The organism is Paenibacillus ehimensis NBRC 15659 (assembly GCF_004000785.1).
In the GTDB taxonomy this organism is placed as follows: Bacteria; Bacillota; Bacilli; order Paenibacillales; family NBRC-103111; genus Paenibacillus_G; species Paenibacillus_G ehimensis.
In genome coordinates this window covers 16,517-31,801 of record NZ_BILX01000038.1, presented here as the reverse complement: position 1 = coordinate 31,801, position 15,285 = coordinate 16,517, and the positions used below count along the sequence as shown (strand labels likewise).

Genomic DNA, 15,285 nt, shown 5'->3' with positions numbered 1-15,285 from the left:
CAAAGCGTATAAGCCGCTGCCGAACAAACTCGAAGGAAGGTGTGGTGAGGGCCGATGAATCCAACCGTGTTGGATCGCAAAGTCGTTAGGCTTATTAAACGTTGGAAGGAAGAACGGTCGGAGCCGGTATGTGCATTTTTATACGATAAGAAGACGCTGCGCGAGCGGGCGCAGGCATGCGTCGGCAGTTTGCCTGGCGGCTGCCGGCTGTTTTACGCGATGAAGGCGAATCCGTCCAAGGAATTTTTGGATTGTTTGGCGCCGGTTGTTCATGGCTTTGAGGCGGCATCCATCGGGGAAATCCGGAAGGTTCGCGAGATTTCGGAGGACAAGCCGGTTATTTTCGGCGGTCCCGGCAAAAAAGATGCGGAAATCGCGGAAGCGCTGCAGAGGCGCGTGACGCTCATTCACGCGGAGAGCATGCACGAGCTGCGCCGTATTTCCCTCATTGCCGGCGGCCTTGGAACGGTTGCTCCGGTGCTGCTTCGTATCAACCTGCGCGCATCGTTCCCTGAGGCCACGCTCGTGATGGCGGGACGCCCCACGCAGTTCGGTATCGACGAAGAGGACGTTCCGGAAGCGATCGGGCTCGCGCAGTCGCTGCCACATCTAAGCTTGGAGGGCTTCCACCTGCATTCGATTTCCAATAATTTAGATGCAAGCCTGCACGCCAGACTCATCTCGGTCTATTGGGACAGGGTGACGGAATGGAAGGATCGGTTCGATTTGACGCTCCGGTATTTGAATGCGGGCGGCGGCTTCGGCATTTCGTATACCGATCCGGACCGCAGCTTCGAATGGCCTTTGTTCATAACCGAGTTGGGCAAGGTGCTGGAGGAGCGGCAGCTCCCCGGCGTCGAGCTGCTGTTCGAGCCCGGGCGCTATTTGGCTGCTGCCTGCGGCTATTATGCCGCCGAGGTCGTCGATCTGAAATGCAATCACGGCAAGCACTATGCCGTTCTGCGGGGCGGTTCTCACCACTTCCGACTGCCCGGGGCGTGGCAGCACAGCCACCCGTTCGAAGTCGTTCCGCTGGAGCACTGGGATTATCCGTTCGCGAGGCCCGAGGTGTTGGATGTGGAAATTACCGTGGCCGGCGAACTGTGCACGCCGAAGGACGTACTCGCCCGGGACGTTCGAGTAGCCCGTCTCCGCGTCGGCGATGTCCTGCTGTTTCACTTGGCCGGGGCGTACGGATGGACGATTTCCGCTCACGATTTTCTCAGCCACGCGCACCCGGAGCATATTTATTTCGACGATACGCAGGGGGAGCTAATATGAACGGAGCGGTTACGGGGCAATCCGCCCCGATCTTGAGCGGGAATAGCCGCTCGGCGGACTTGAGTCGCAGCGGAAGGCACGCTGGCGATTCGGCCCGCGAAGCGCGCGTCGGCGAAGCGGAGGAACGCATTGTCGCCGATTTGGTCAACGCGCTGTTGGCCGAAGGATTCATGAGCGACGAGGGGATTCGGGGCGATGTGCTTGAGTTTACCGCCGATCAGCAGGAGGCCTTTATCGCGTCGCTATGGCCGGGGCGATCGGGTCCGCAGAGAGTTGTTGATCCGAAGTCGGAACGAACGGAGACTGCGGCAGACCGTTGGTTAAGCTTGACGGAAGCGGGAGCGGGAAGCGGAGAGAACGCCGGTGCCGAGAAAAGAGCGAAAATGTACAGATGGTGGGTGGAGCGGGCGTCCAATCATTACCTCGTCTTTCCCGTTGTGCCGTCGTTCGTACAAGCTTACCGCTATGTGGACGGCGGCGGGGTGTACGAGGTGAACGACAGCCGGCCAGGGGAGGAACCTGTACGGCTTGGCGCAATGGAGCTGCTCCGGCGCGTAACGGATACGCTCTGCGGTCCCGGTCAGGATCCCGGCCGAAGCTGTGCCGTTTCCCGGGACGGTGTGGCCCGTCTGACGGAGCTGCTCCGGCTGTCGCTCGAGCAGGCGCGTTGGTCGGCAGTGGCTGCCGACGCGGTTTCCGCACAAGGGAGCCCGGTGCCTGCGTTGGCTCCTTGGCATCTTGTGCAGCTGGAGCGCCGGGCGGCTTGGCGCGACCGTCCGTTCCATCCCGTCGCCAAAGCCAAAGGCGGCTGGACGGAAGCGGACTACCGCGCCTACAGCGCGGAGTCGGGGCGGCCGATCACGCTGCAATGGCTGGCTGTCAAGCGCCAGTATCTGATTCAAGGCAGTGCCAGGGAGGAAGGCCGCCAAGCGTTAAGCCCGGCAGAGCTGTTGCTCGCGTCGGACGAACGCGCTGCCGTGGAAGAAGCGATGAAGCGGCGCGGGCTGTCATCAGAGGAGTATACGGCGCTTCCCGCGCACCCATGGCAGCTGGCGGCCGTGCTTCCGAACCAGTTGCGGCAGGAGCTGGCTTCCGGCTTGTGCGTCCCGCTCGATGTGGAGGCCGGCGTATTCTATGCGACCTCCTCGGCCCGTTCCCTGGCTCCCCAAAACGGCGGCGCTCATCACGTCAAGCTGCCGCTCGGCATCGTCTCGCTCGGCGCGGTGCGGTATTTGCCGGCCGTGCACATGATGAACGGCGAACGCGGGCAGCGGCTGCTGGAGCAGGCGCGGGAGCGCGACCCCGTTCTAAGGGAACGCCTGAGCTTATGCGATGAACGGAACTGGTGGGCGTACTTGCCGGAGGACCGCGACTACTTTGCCGATCCGCCGAGACATTTATCTGCGCTTGTTCGAAAGTATCCGCCCGATCTGACCGGAACGGAGGGAATTCATCTGGTTCCTATGTCGGCGCTTGCCGTTCAGCCGCCGGACGGTACGAAGCATATGTTTGACATGTGGATGCGGCTTCGGGACATGCCGGTATCGGCAGATTCGGCCGCCCGGCTGTTCGGGGACGTATGCGTCCACTTCTGCCATATCGTCCTGCGGCTGTTCCGTCTGGGCGTGCTTCCGGAAATCCACGGGCAAAATGCCGTGCTTGTGCTTCGTCAAGGCGTGCTCTCGGGCCTGCTGCTGCGCGACCACGATTCGATCCGGCTGCATCTTCCGTGGATGCGGGAGCACGGACTTGACGATCCCTGCTATAAGATGAAGCCGGGTTACCCGAATTCGTTGTATAACGAGACGCCCCAGAAGCTCCTCTTCTACATGCAGACACTCGGCATCCAAGTGAATCTGTATTCGATTCTGGAGACGATAGCCTTGCGGTATAAGCTCGCGGAACGTAAACTGTGGCTAGTGTTGAAGGAAAGCTTGCTTCAGGCAATCGAGCTGGCCGGGCTACCGCCTGCTGTCCGTGAACTGACGGAGGACTCGCTGTTCCGCCAGCCGAACTGGCCGTGGAAAAACTTGATCAAACCGCTATTGGAGCAGGAGGGAGCCCCTTCAGGCAGCATGCCTTCCGGCGTAGGACGAACGGTCAATCCGTTTGCGAGGCTGACTTGATTCCGGGTATTTATGCCCCGGGTAAAAAGCGCTTCTGGAGCAGTTGGGCAGCGATATTGTGCAAAAAGCCCATTAATCCGGCAATGGCCTGAAACTTTCCAATCCTAAGGAAGGAGCAGGCCATTGTTGTTTTATCGTATAATCGATTTAGGAACGAAAACAATGAACCCGGCTGGCCGGGACGGAGGTTGGAACATGAAGGTTAGACGAATCGTTGCCAATATTGACACCCGGAAGATCGAGGAGGCCAAAAGCTTTTATCACGACGTGCTCGGCCTCGATCTTTTGATGGACCATGGCTGGATCGCCACTTATGGCTCGAACGAGGAGATGAGCGTGCAAGTCAGCTTCGCCTCGGAAGGAGGCTCCGGCACGCCCACACCCGATCTGTCGATTGAAGTGGACGATGTCGAGGCAGCGCTCGAACGCGTGAAGAGAGCCGGATTTTCGGTCGAATACGGCCCGGTGAACGAGCCATGGGGCGTTCGTCGATTTTTTGTCCGGGATCCGTTCGGCAAGCTCATCAACATTCTTGCTCATGGGCAAGCCGACTAAATCGTTATAACGATTTTCTCCTGTCCATTCCGGGAACTTATCCTCCGCCAAGATCGTATAGGGTATGTACGATATGACTGGAAATTAGAGGGAGGACCCGGAACGTGATTGTAGAACTGAATGCAAACGAATATTCGAAAGTAACGCCTCTGTTATCGGAGGAGGACAAGACGAATGTCGCGCTGATGAGCATTGTAGCAGGCAACAACAAGGGCAAAATTTTCGTCGACGATCCCGACCGTCCAAGAACGGCGATGATCTGGGCGATCGCGAGCATCGCTTTTTTCGTAGGGGATTGCCGCAATTCGGAATTTATACCCCATCTGAATTCGTACATAGACCGGAAAATAAATCAGGATTCCATGGAGATCATCGGCGGCACCTGGTTTACCATCGCGGTTGCGGACGAAGCCTGGGATGAGGCGTTAAATGAAGCGTTAACGGATTACGAATTGCACGAAGGCGAAGATTTGGTATTTGAATTTGCGGCGGACCGTTATTCGAAGCTCAGACAGGCGCAGACCGAAACCCGCTTTCAGATTACGCCGCTTAATGCCGCTCTTTTAAACGATCCGGCAAACGACTTCGTTCTTGAAGACTTGAGCGAATTCTGGAATTCGACCGGGGACTTTATGGACAAAGGGTTCGGATATTGCGTGCTGAAGGACGGAACCGTGCAGAGCGTCTGCTTCTCCGGTTACGTCTACGGGAACGGACACGATCTTGTCGTTCGCACCTATGAGGAAGCGGAGCGGCAGAAGGGGCTCGGAGCGGCGGTTACTTGCGCTTACCTCGATCATTGCGTGCGCAACGGCTTGGTGCCTCATTGGACGACGGACGAGGAGAATGAAGCGTCCATGGCGCTGGCCAACAAGTGCGGTTTCGTGCTGAAGGAGAAATCGAAGGTGTACGAGCTCGAATTTTAGCTTATCTGTGAGGGGGCATAAGGGGAAGCATTCGGTAGAATCGGGAGCCTCCCTTTTTTTCATGTCTTCAATCGACAGAAGGCCGGGTTTTTCAGCCTGCAAAAATTTGCGGGGGCCATACATTGGAAAAAGGAAAAGCGCGAAAGATGTCGAATTCACAAAACATGCATGACTTAACGACTAAAAACAAGCCGAACTGTCGATCGTGACATACAAATTATTGACACAATGATGAATTATAGTATAATAGGAAAAAAATTCAAATTTTCTTTTTATAGCTCTGTTTAGCTTATAGTGTATAGAAGAGGGCTTGGCGTGAAGGAGAAATGTCCGGACATGCTAAGTTTTTTATTTTTTAGAACGTCGGCGAAACGGAAGGATGATTGCGGCGGACGGTCCTGATAGACGACTGTTCTAACAAAAAAATGTAAGCGTTTACTAGAAAATAACATTATTGGGAATGGGGTATCGTTATATGGCTATTGTAATCGAGGAAAAGGACAACCGGCTCAAGCGTTCCATGAAAAGCAGGCATATGTTTATGATTTCGCTGGGCGGGGCCATCGGTACCGGGTTGTTTGTCAGCACGGGGTACTTGATTAATCAAGCCGGGCCGGGCGGTGTCGTCTTGGCCTATTTGGCCGGCGGGCTTCTGATGTATCTGGTTATGCTGTGCTTGGCCGAGCTGGCGGTAGTGATGCCGGTAACCGGTTCATTTCAGGCGTATACGACCAAGTTTATAGGTCCGGCTACCGGGTTTACGATCGGCTGGTTGTATTGGATCAACTGGATTGTCGCGGTCGGCTCCGAATGGGTCGGCGCCGGAATTCTGATGACGCGCTGGTTTCCCGACGTGCCCTCGTGGGTGTGGATCGCGCTGTTCATTGTGCTGATGTTCCTGTTAAACGCCTTTTCCGCGAGTCTTTTTGCGGAATCCGAGTTCTGGTTCTCCAGCATTAAAGTCATGACCATCGCGCTGTTCATCTTGTTAGGGCTTGCCGCTATCGTGGGACTCATGCCTTTCGAGGGCTTGAACTCGGCTCCGATCCGCTCGGGCTTCGTGCATGACGGAGGGTTGTTTCCCAATGGGTTTATTCCCGTATTCATGACAATGGTCGCCGTCAATTTCAGTTACCAGGGAACGGAGCTTATCGGTATTGCCGCAGGCGAGAGTGAAAACCCCGAAGAATCGGTTCCGAGAGCGACACGGAATACGATTTGGAGAATTTTATTTTTGTTCGTCGCCTCCGTCTTCGTCCTCGGCTCGTTGATTCCGTGGAAGGAAGCGGGTCTGACGGACAGTCCGTTTGTGCTTGTTTTCGATAAAATGGGTATTCCTTTTGCCGCCGATATTATGAACTTTGTTATTTTGACGGCTCTGCTCTCGGCGAGCAACTCCGGACTTTATGCATCCTCGCGTATGCTGTGGGCGCTTTCCAAGAGCAATATGGCGAGTCCCTACCTAAGCAAGCTGACCCCTCAAGGCGTGCCTTTCCGGGCATTGATCGTCAGTGCCGTTATTGCGTCGTTAGCCTTGATTTCAAGCGTCGTGGCACCGGATACCGTATTTTTGTGGTTGACCGGGATATCCGGATTTGCCGGAATTATGGTATGGATGGGGGTCGCCATATCCCAATACTTGTTCCGCCGCCGTTTTATTGCGGAAGGGAACAGCGTTCACGATTTGAAATACAGGGTCAAGCTGTTTCCGTTCGTTCCTATTCTCGCGGTAATCCTGTGCCTCGTGGCGCTGGTTGGGCTGGCGTTCGATCAAGAGCAGAAAATCGCTCTTTACTACGGAATCCCGTTTACGATCATTTGCTATTTGGTTCACTATCTGTTTTACCGGCATAAGCACCCGAAGCAAGAGCAGACGGGGAGAAGCTTATAAAAAGGGCTCGGCTGGAGCCCCCAAAGGCCTATGGAAGAATGTCTTCCATGGGCCTTTCGTTTTGTCACGACTTAAGCCTGTCCTGGTCTCTTGCTTTACACGAGGGTAGCGGTTTGTTAGAATAGGATTAATTGTTAACCTATAATAAATATTTTAGGTTAACAATTAAAAACGATAGAGGCGGTGAACGGTCATGGAAACGGTCACAACCTGCGAGGAGCTTGCGGCTTGGAATAAGGCGTACTTATGGCATCCGTTTACACAGATGAAGGACTATGTTAAAGGCGAACCGCTCATTATCGAACGGGGCGAAGGCATCATGCTTTACGATGTTCGGGGACGCGCTTACTATGACGGGTTTTCGTCGGTCTGGCTCAACGTGCACGGGCACAACGTTCCCGAGCTGAACGAAGCGGTTGCGTCCCAACTGGCGAAAGTCGCTCACTCGACCCTGCTCGGCATGGCCAATGTGCCGGCGATCGAGCTGGCCGCGAATCTGGTACGCATCGCTCCGGAACGGCTGACGAAGGTGTTCTATTCCGATGCAGGCGCGACCGGCGTAGAGATTGCGCTCAAAATGGCGTTCCAGTATTGGCACAACCGGGGCATCGGCCGCAAAACGAAGTTTATTACGATGAACCAGGCTTACCATGGGGATACGCTCGGCGCCGTCAGTGTCGGTGCGATCCCGCTCTACCATAATGTCTTCCGGCCGCTGCTGTTTTCCCCCTGCGTCATTCCGTATCCTTACGCTTACCGCACCGAAGGCGGGGCTTCCGCAGCGATGGAAGCGACGCTGTGCGCGCTGCGGGAGCTGCTGGAGTCGCGGGCGGACGAGATGGCGGCTCTCCTGGTGGAGCCTGTCGTGCAAGGAGCCGGCGGCATCATCGTCATGCCGCAAGGCTGCTTGCGCGAGATTGCCGCGCTGTGCCGCAAGCACGACGTGCTGCTGATCGCCGACGAGGTGGCGACGGGCTTCGGCCGCACCGGAGCGATGTTCGCCTGCGATCTGGAGGGCGTCTCGCCCGACTTGATGGTCGTGGGCAAAGGCCTGACCGGCGGATATCTGCCTCTCGCGGCGACACTGGCTACCGACGAGATCTACGCTGCGTTTTACGCCGACTACTCGGAGCAAAAAACGTTTTTTCACGGTCACTCGTACACGGGCAATCCGCTTGGATGCGCCGTCGCGTTGGCCAGCCTCCGGCTTCTTGAGGAAAGGAATACGATACATACGGTTAATGCAAAGGCCGCCTTTGCGGCGAAGAAACTGGCTCTGCTTGCCGATTGGCCGCATGTCGGCGATATCCGGCAGCAAGGTTTGATGATCGGAATCGAGCTCGTCCGGGATAAAAAGTCCCGCGAGCCTTATGCTTGGACGGACCGTGTCGGCGTCCGCGTCTGCATGCGTGCGAGAGAGCTCGGCATGCTGACCCGCCCGCTCGGCAACGTGATCGTTTTGATCCCGCCTCTCGCCAGTACGGAAGCGGAGCTCGATGCGATGGCGGATATTTTGGCCGGGGCCATCTACGACGTCACCGAAGAAGGCTGGGGAGCGTAATGGGGACGCACACATCGTCCGCGCACGGTGGCGAGGAGCTGTGCGACCGCAAAGCGTCGGGCCGAAAGCGGTGGCGCGGAGCATTCGTCACGGGGACGGATACCGGCGTCGGCAAGACGGTGATTACGGCGGCCATCGCCGCCGCGCTGCGCGGCGAAGGGCGGAACGTCGGCGTCTGGAAGCCGGTACAGAGCGGCGCGCTGCTGGGCAGGGGGATCACCGACGCCGAACGGCTGCTCCGCGGAACGGGTCTCGCCGAACGGCCGGAGCAAATCGCGCCGTTTACGTTCGCGCCGCCGCTGGCTCCGGCGCTTGCCGCCGAACAAGCCGGTGCAGCCTTGACGATGGCCGGGCTGTTGGCGGCCGGCGAACCGTTGTCCGAACGGTACGACGCGCTGCTCATCGAAGGAGCGGGGGGCGCTGCCGTCCCGTTAACCTCCGACGCCCTCGTGGCGGACCTCATCGCCGAGCTTGGCGTTCCGGCGCTGATTGTCGCCCGCTGCGGTCTGGGCACGATCAACCATACACTTTTAACCGCGGCGCTGCTGCGGCAGCGGGGGATTCCGGTCGCAGGCGTCGTGATGAACGAAGCCGACCCCGCGACATCGCGCAACGACCCGAGCACGGCCGCGAATGCGGAGCTGATCGAGCGCTACGGCGGTCTCCGCGTGCTCGGACGGTTCCCTTGGCTCAGCGGCGAAGTCACGAGGGAGAGACTCGTGCGTGCCGTGGAGCAGCATATCGACATTTCGCCGGTCCGACAGATGCTGGACAACGCAAGAAGTCAATAGGAGGAGAGGGAGATGAGGATGAAGGCAACCGGATTGCCGGAAACGGCCGCGAACTGGGAGGCGTTGGCTCAAAAAGCGCTGAATGGCGAACGTTTGTCCGTCGAAGAAGGACTCGCCGTGCTGGAGGCCGATAACGACGAAGTTCTGCCGCTGCTGCAGGCTGTTTTTCGGGTACGCAAACATTTTTACGGCAAGAAAGTCAAGCTGAATATGATTATTAACGCCAAAAGCGGCCTGTGTCCCGAGGACTGTGGCTATTGCGCCCAATCCGTCGTATCTGCGGCGCCGATCGCCAAGTACCCGCTGCTGGAAAAGTCGACGCTGCTGGCCGGGGCGCGCGAAGCGATGGCCCGTCAAGCGGGGACCTACTGCATCGTCGCGTCCGGCAAAGGTCCGACGGACAAAGAATTGGATCAGGTCGTCGAAGCGGTCAAGGAAATCCGCGCGACGATGCCGCTCAAAATTTGCGCGTGCCTTGGCCTTCTGAAGGACCATCAGGCCGAACGGCTCGCGGAAGCGGGCGTTCACCGCTACAATCATAACTTGAACACAAGCAGAGCCAACTATCCTTCCATCACGACAACCCATACTTACGATCAACGGGTCGAAAGCGTGGAAAAAGTGAAGCGCTGCGGCCTGTCCCCTTGCTCCGGCGTGATTATCGGCATGGGCGAAACGAACCGCGAAATCGTCGAAATGGCTTACGCGCTCCGGGAGCTCGATGCCGACTCGATTCCGGTCAACTTCCTGAACGCCATTCCGGGGACTCCTCTGGAAAAAGCGGGCCGCACTCCCGCGATAAAGGCGCTCAAGGTGCTGGCGTTATTCCGCTTGATATGCCCGTCCAAGGAAATCCGCATAGCGGGCGGCCGCGAGATCAATCTCCGGACGCTGCAGCCGCTTGGCTTGTACGCCGCCAATTCGTTGTTTGTAGGCGATTATTTGACGACGAAAGGGCAAGAGGCGGCGGTGGACTATCAAATGATCGAGGATTTGGGCTTCGAGATCGAAGCCTGCGCCCTGTAAGGCGGTGGCAGCATGAAATGGATCGAAGACGAGCTTCGGAAGCTGGAGGAACAGTCGCTAACCCGCTCGTTGCAGACCAATGCTCCGGCCCCCGGCCGTCAAGGGTATGTCCAGCGCGGACAACAAACGCTGCTGGATCTGTCCTCGAACGATTACCTCGGTTTGGCGCGCCATCCCGCTATTGCTGCCGCCATGAACCGCGCGCTTTTCGCCGAGGGAGCCGGTTCCGGCGCCTCGCGTCTGGTCGCCGGCAACCGGCCTCCCTATGGCCGTCTGGAGGAAGCTCTCGCCGTTTGGCAGCAGAGCGAGGCCGCGCTGGTTTTCGCCAACGGCTATATGGCGAATCTCGGCGTCATCCAAGCGCTCGCGGGCCGGGGAGATGCCGTGCTCAGCGACCGGCTGAATCACGCCAGCATCGTGGACGGCATCGGGTTAAGCCGCGCCGCGCACGCCCGGTACCGCCACAATGACATGGAGCATTTGCGGCAGTTATTGCATAAGCACCGCGATGCCAGACGCAGGCTGATCGTCACGGACGCGGTCTTCTCGATGGACGGCGACCAAGCGCCGCTGGCCGAGCTTGTTGCGCTGAAGCAGGAGTACGGAGCCATCCTCATGGTCGACGAAGCCCATAGCGGCGGCGTCTATGGAGCGCGCGGCGAAGGACTGTGTCATGCGCTGGGGCTGCAGAGCGGCGTGGACGTGCATGTGGGAACGTTCAGCAAAGCGTTCGGCGTCTACGGCGCCTATGTTTGCGGCAGCCGTACGCTCATCCGCTGGCTGATCCAGAAGGCGAGGCCGCTCATCTACTCGACGGCGCTGCCTCCGTCTGTTATAGCCGGAATTGCGGAGGCTTTGAACCTGGTGCAAACGGAACGCTGGCGCCGCGAACGGCTTGCCGCGTCGAGCCGGCAGTTCCGCTTGTCGCTTCACAGGGCAGGCCTTCAGGTGGGGCCAGGAGATTCGCCGATCGTCCCGGTTGTCGTCGGAGACAACGCGACTGCCCTGCGCTTCCGCTCCGCGCTGGAAGCGGAAGGGATTGCCGCCGCTGCCGTTCGTCCCCCGACGGTCCCGGACGGAACGGCGCGCATCCGCTTTTCTTTATCGGCTGCGCATACTCCGGAAGACTTGGCCGATGCCGCCCGCCGCATCGAACGGGCTGCCCTTCGGCTGGGGGTGCCGGCGCGATGACGGACCCGATCCGCAATTTCGCGAAGGCAGAGCCGCGCAATGCCGTTATCTTATGGCTGACCGGATGGAGTATGCCGGAAACGGCATTCGCGGAGCTGCAATTGCAGCTGCCGGAGTTCGATCATGTCCCGGTACGGTTGGGCTGCGCCGAAACGCCGGAACAGATGGTGGCTCAGGCTGAAGCGGCAGCCGTCGCTTGTTTACCCGAAGCGGCCGGCACCCACCCGGGGCTTGCGGCGACCTCTCGCAGCAGCAGAAAGCTCCTGATCGCCGGCTGGTCGCTCGGCGGCTTGCTTGCGCTGCGTCTTGCCGCACGAGGATTCCCGGACGGTCTGGTGCTTTTGGGCGCAACCGCCCGATTCGTCCGCTGCACGGAACAGGCGGACCGCGGCTGGCCGGACGCGGTTCTCCGGCAAATGACGGCGGCGCTCGCCAAGGACAGGCCGGCGGTAGAAGCCCGATTCCGCGGGCGGCTGCTGTCGGATGGGGAAAAGAAAGCGGGCCTTCTCCCGCGGCTTCCCCGGGAAGGAAGCTGGGCGACCGCGGCGCTGCTCGCCGGCATTGGGCTTCTGCGGACCGCGAATCATTTGCCGGTGCTGCCGGAGATCGCTTGTCCGACGCTTGTCGTCCACGGTAAAGAGGACAAGGTGTGCCCGTACGGTGCGGCGGAGGAGCTGTACGAGAGGCTGCCGCGGGCGGAGATCCTGCCGCTCGAAGGAAGCGGGCATGTGCCGTTTCTTGGGCGGGAAGCGGATGTCGCCGAAGCGATAAGGAGGTGGTGGCATGGAGCCCGGACTGCATTCGATTCGCCGCCGCTTTAACCGCTGCGCCAAGGAATCCTACGATGCGCACGCGCGCGTTCAACGCGTCATGGCCGAGGGGCTCGGCAGGTCGCTCGCCGATGTGAAGCAGGGAGAACGCAAAACCCGGCTGGATCTGCTCGAAATCGGCTGCGGCACCGGCCTGCTGACCGAAATACTGCGGCGCGATTGGCCCGGTGCGGCCATCACCGCACTGGATATCGCCCCGGCCATGCTGGAAGCGGCGGAGCAGCGCGTCCGGTCCAAGGCGCCATCGGCCTCCGCGCACCGGCGGCTCCCTGTGAGCTTCCGCCTGGCGGATATCGAAACATGGGCTGCCGAAGCGGAGTCCTCCTCCTTCGATCTCATTGTCTCAAGCGCTTGCTTTCAATGGCTGAGCCGTCCGCAGGAAACGCTCCGGCATTTGCTGCGATTGCTGCGTCCCGGCGGTTCATTGGCGTTCACGACCTTCGGTCCGGAGACGTTCCGGGAGCTGCACGAATCGTTTGCCACCGTTTACCGCTCCTGCGGGCTGGAGCCGAAGCGGCACGGCCTTTCGTTTCTCTCCGGGAGCGAGTGGCGGACCCTGCTTCAACATGCGGGCTTCGCGGAGGTCCGGGAAGAGAGTGCCATCCGGACGGAAGGCTACGCCTCCGTCAGCGAATTTCTGCACTCGGTCAAAGCGACGGGAGCCAGCGCATCGGCGGCGGATGCTTCGCGGGGTCTTGGCTGGCGTTCCTTATTCACTTGTATGTTTCGGGAGTACGAAAGACGTTTCCCGGCTCCGGAAGGAGTCGCTGCCACGTATGAGCTTCTTCGGCTTCAAGCGGAAGTCCCTCATGACAAAGTTGCCCGGAAACGGTAAAATGGAGAGGAAAGGATGGAGGATTGCCAATGTGCCGCTACGGAATGTATGGACCTTATAAAGATATTTACGCTTGCTTTTCATGCCGGAAGGTCTTCAAGCAGACGTCCAACCATGAGCTGACCCATATCGAAAGAGCGAACAGACAATACAAATGTCCGCAATGCGGCGAGGTCATGAACAATATGGGGCACGACTTTCAAGCGCCAAAGCAGAAGGATATCAGGCAGTGGAAAAAAGTCGAGATCCTGTACGCTCACGGCTTCAGCTATCATTCCTGCGGTTGCGGCGGGCCGGGGTACCGGCCGGCGGAACTGAGCGAAGTCGAGTCGTTTTTGGAGGCGAATCAAGCGTTCAAGACCGAAGGAGAAATTCTGCTGGAGAAGCTGTCGGTCAAGGCGTAGGACTGGAAATGGGATAAACGATAAAAAAAGGCCGGGGATGCTTTCCCACAGGCCTTTTTTTGATGGCTGGACGTACCTTTCGGACATTCGAGCCACTAGGATTTAGTGTACCGTATTTTGGAAGTTTGCGGCAAGAGAACATTCGTTCGTTTCCATCGGCCGAGTGAATACATTTTACCAAATTTGAGCAATGTATCAGTAGAACCAGAGCCACTTACAAAATGCAGGTGACGGAGGATGCGTTTCTTCAAATCAACCAGAGCCGGAGGGGCCGGGCGCAGCGCCGCGGGAAAGCGGGAGGCCAACCGGGCCGGCTCGCCTCTGCAGGAAGCCGAGCCGTTAAGCCCGGACATGGAGCTTAATTTAGCGAAGATTCGGGCGACGACCGGAAACAGCCCGGATCTGATCATACGGACGATTCGCATCGGCGCTTCAGGCACGACGAAGGCGGCGGTCCTTCATACCGACGGGCTGACCGACAAAGAAATCATCACCCGGTTCTTGGAATCGTTCATGCTGCATGCCCGCGATCCGGCGCTATTCCGGGAATTAAACGGGGCGGAGAGCCCATGGTCTCCGCTGCAAATGCTTGAAGATTTTACCTTAACGCTCAGTTCGGTAACGGAAATCGACAATTTCCAGGCATTGTACGACAACCTGCTGTCCGGCAACATGATTATTTTGATCGACGGGTTCGGCAAAGGACTGTCCGCAGATACGAAGGGCTGGGAGGACCGGGGTGTTCAGGAGGCTTCCGTACAATCCGTTGTGCGCGGGCCACGGGAATCGTTCTCCGAAAATCTCGCGACCAATATTGCCTTAATCCGGCGCAGAATCAAGGACCCGAAGCTGTGGATCGAATCCAGAGCGATCGGCCGGGTGACCCGGACAAAGGTCACTTTGATGTACATCAAAGGCATCGTGAACGAGAATACGGTGGCGGAAGTGCGGAGCAGGCTCGACCGTATCGAAATCGACGGCATTTTCGAGAGCGGCAATATCGAAGAGCTGATTCAGGAGAAAACGTTCACTCCGTTTCCAACCATTTATAACACGGAACGGCCCGATTCGGTCGCAGCGAATCTAATGGAAGGCCGCGTGGCGATTCTTGTAGACGGGACACCAGTTGTTCTGATCGTGCCGGTCGTGTTCGCCCAATTTTTTCAGTCACCCGAAGACTACTACCACCGTTCGGATTACGGGGTCATTCGCATTCTTCGCTATATTTCCTTGGTGATTACGCTGCTTGCCCCAGCCTTGTTTATTTCCATTACGACGTTTCATCAAGAGATGCTGCCGACCACTCTCATGACCAGCATTGCGATGCAGCGGGAGAAGGTGCCGTTTCCCGCCGCCATCGAAGCGTTCCTGATGGAATTTACGTTCGAGCTGCTCCGCGAGGCGGGTATCCGGATGCCCAGGGCCATCGGGCCCGCCATCTCGATTGTCGGGGCGCTTGTACTGGGGGAAGCGTCGGTCAGGGCCGGTTTGGTATCGCCGGCTATGGTCATCGTCGTTTCGATTACGGCCATCGCCAGCTTTGTGTTTCCCTCGTTCGCCATGTCCATTCCGATCCGGATTTTGCGCTTCGCGCTGATGGGATTGTCCGCTTTCTTCGGCCTGTTCGGCGTGTTTATCGGCCTGATCGCGCTTAATTTGCATTTGTGCAGCTTGCGTTCGTTCGGAGTTCCCTACATGGCTCCGTTTGCGCCGAATATTCCAAGCGACCGCAAAGACGCGATTTTCCGGTTTCCGCTGACCGCCATGCGGACAAGGCCGGTCTTCATCCAAAGCCCGAATCCGGTTCGGCAAAATACCCATTCCGATCCGGATTCGGACCATCGGAGGGAGGGGCGGGAGAGTTAACG

At 58.3% G+C, this 15,285-nt stretch carries 13 protein-coding genes; all 13 read left to right on the top strand.

Annotated features, from left to right (window positions below; genetic code table 11):
• Nucleotides 1-54 precede the first annotated feature (54 nt).
• The 13 genes from PEH01S_RS20780 (at nucleotide 55) to PEH01S_RS20720 (ending at nucleotide 15,283) form a co-directional block, all read left to right on the top strand.
• Nucleotides 55-1,281, top strand: a complete 1,227-nt coding sequence (locus PEH01S_RS20780) for a type III PLP-dependent enzyme (protein ID WP_127487816.1) — start codon at nucleotides 55-57, stop codon at nucleotides 1,279-1,281.
• Entirely contained in the window at nucleotides 1,278-3,407 is a 2,130-nt protein-coding gene (locus PEH01S_RS20775; protein ID WP_164827959.1) for an IucA/IucC family protein, read from the top strand. The genes PEH01S_RS20780 and PEH01S_RS20775 overlap by 4 nt, the downstream gene beginning before the upstream one ends.
• Before the next feature lie 195 nt (nucleotides 3,408-3,602).
• Entirely contained in the window at nucleotides 3,603-3,962 is a 360-nt protein-coding gene (locus PEH01S_RS20770) for a VOC family protein (protein WP_025850544.1), read from the top strand.
• Nucleotides 3,963-4,066: 104 nt separating this feature from the next.
• Nucleotides 4,067-4,888, top strand: a complete 822-nt coding sequence (locus PEH01S_RS20765; protein WP_025850543.1) for a GNAT family N-acetyltransferase — start codon at nucleotides 4,067-4,069, stop codon at nucleotides 4,886-4,888.
• Between the two features lie 475 nt (nucleotides 4,889-5,363).
• Nucleotides 5,364-6,779, top strand: coding sequence for an amino acid permease (locus PEH01S_RS20760; protein WP_127487812.1), 1,416 nt, complete (start codon nucleotides 5,364-5,366; stop codon nucleotides 6,777-6,779).
• 193 nt (nucleotides 6,780-6,972) lie between these two features.
• A complete protein-coding gene (gene bioA / locus PEH01S_RS20755) occupies nucleotides 6,973-8,340 on the top strand; it encodes an adenosylmethionine--8-amino-7-oxononanoate transaminase (RefSeq protein ID WP_025850541.1) in 1,368 nt (455 codons plus the stop codon).
• A complete protein-coding gene (gene bioD, locus PEH01S_RS20750; RefSeq protein ID WP_127487811.1) occupies nucleotides 8,340-9,131 on the top strand; it encodes a dethiobiotin synthase in 792 nt (263 codons plus the stop codon). The genes bioA and bioD overlap by 1 nt, the downstream gene beginning before the upstream one ends.
• A 12-nt stretch (nucleotides 9,132-9,143) precedes the next feature.
• Nucleotides 9,144-10,157: a biotin synthase BioB gene (gene bioB / locus PEH01S_RS20745; RefSeq protein WP_281281504.1), complete on the top strand. Its 1,014-nt coding sequence runs from the start codon at nucleotides 9,144-9,146 to the stop codon at nucleotides 10,155-10,157.
• A gap of 12 nt (nucleotides 10,158-10,169) precedes the next feature.
• Complete coding sequence (gene bioF, locus PEH01S_RS20740; protein ID WP_127487809.1) at nucleotides 10,170-11,348, top strand: 8-amino-7-oxononanoate synthase; 1,179 nt, start codon at nucleotides 10,170-10,172, stop codon at nucleotides 11,346-11,348.
• Nucleotides 11,345-12,169 (top strand): alpha/beta hydrolase, encoded by an 825-nt coding sequence (locus tag PEH01S_RS20735; RefSeq protein WP_127487807.1) that lies wholly within the window; start codon nucleotides 11,345-11,347, stop codon nucleotides 12,167-12,169. Before bioF ends, PEH01S_RS20735 begins: the two co-directional genes overlap by 4 nt.
• Nucleotides 12,132-13,013, top strand: a complete 882-nt coding sequence (gene bioC / locus PEH01S_RS20730) for a malonyl-ACP O-methyltransferase BioC (protein ID WP_127487805.1) — start codon at nucleotides 12,132-12,134, stop codon at nucleotides 13,011-13,013. Before PEH01S_RS20735 ends, bioC begins: the two co-directional genes overlap by 38 nt.
• Before the next feature lie 29 nt (nucleotides 13,014-13,042).
• Nucleotides 13,043-13,417, top strand: coding sequence for a hypothetical protein (locus tag PEH01S_RS20725; protein WP_025850535.1), 375 nt, complete (start codon nucleotides 13,043-13,045; stop codon nucleotides 13,415-13,417).
• A 237-nt stretch (nucleotides 13,418-13,654) separates the two neighbouring features.
• On the top strand, nucleotides 13,655-15,283 hold the full coding sequence (locus PEH01S_RS20720) for a spore germination protein (RefSeq protein WP_127487803.1): 1,629 nt from the start codon (nucleotides 13,655-13,657) through the stop codon (nucleotides 15,281-15,283).
• Nucleotides 15,284-15,285 lie beyond the last annotated feature (2 nt).

Bases quoted from the DNA above. Each gene is read 5' to 3' on its own strand.
- PEH01S_RS20780 (WP_127487816.1), top strand. From the start codon at position 55: ATGAATCCAACCGTGTTGGATCGCAAAGTCGTTAGGCTTATTAAACGT.
- PEH01S_RS20775 (WP_164827959.1), top strand. From the start codon at position 1,278: ATGAACGGAGCGGTTACGGGGCAATCCGCCCCGATCTTGAGCGGGAAT.
- PEH01S_RS20770 (WP_025850544.1), top strand. From the start codon at position 3,603: ATGAAGGTTAGACGAATCGTTGCCAATATTGACACCCGGAAGATCGAG.
- PEH01S_RS20760 (WP_127487812.1), top strand. From the start codon at position 5,364: ATGGCTATTGTAATCGAGGAAAAGGACAACCGGCTCAAGCGTTCCATG.
- bioA (WP_025850541.1), top strand. From the start codon at position 6,973: ATGGAAACGGTCACAACCTGCGAGGAGCTTGCGGCTTGGAATAAGGCG.
- bioD (WP_127487811.1), top strand. From the start codon at position 8,340: ATGGGGACGCACACATCGTCCGCGCACGGTGGCGAGGAGCTGTGCGAC.
- bioB (WP_281281504.1), top strand. From the start codon at position 9,144: ATGAGGATGAAGGCAACCGGATTGCCGGAAACGGCCGCGAACTGGGAG.
- bioF (WP_127487809.1), top strand. From the start codon at position 10,170: ATGAAATGGATCGAAGACGAGCTTCGGAAGCTGGAGGAACAGTCGCTA.
- PEH01S_RS20735 (WP_127487807.1), top strand. From the start codon at position 11,345: ATGACGGACCCGATCCGCAATTTCGCGAAGGCAGAGCCGCGCAATGCC.
- bioC (WP_127487805.1), top strand. From the start codon at position 12,132: ATGGAGCCCGGACTGCATTCGATTCGCCGCCGCTTTAACCGCTGCGCC.
- PEH01S_RS20725 (WP_025850535.1), top strand. From the start codon at position 13,043: ATGTGCCGCTACGGAATGTATGGACCTTATAAAGATATTTACGCTTGC.
- PEH01S_RS20720 (WP_127487803.1), top strand. From the start codon at position 13,655: ATGCGTTTCTTCAAATCAACCAGAGCCGGAGGGGCCGGGCGCAGCGCC.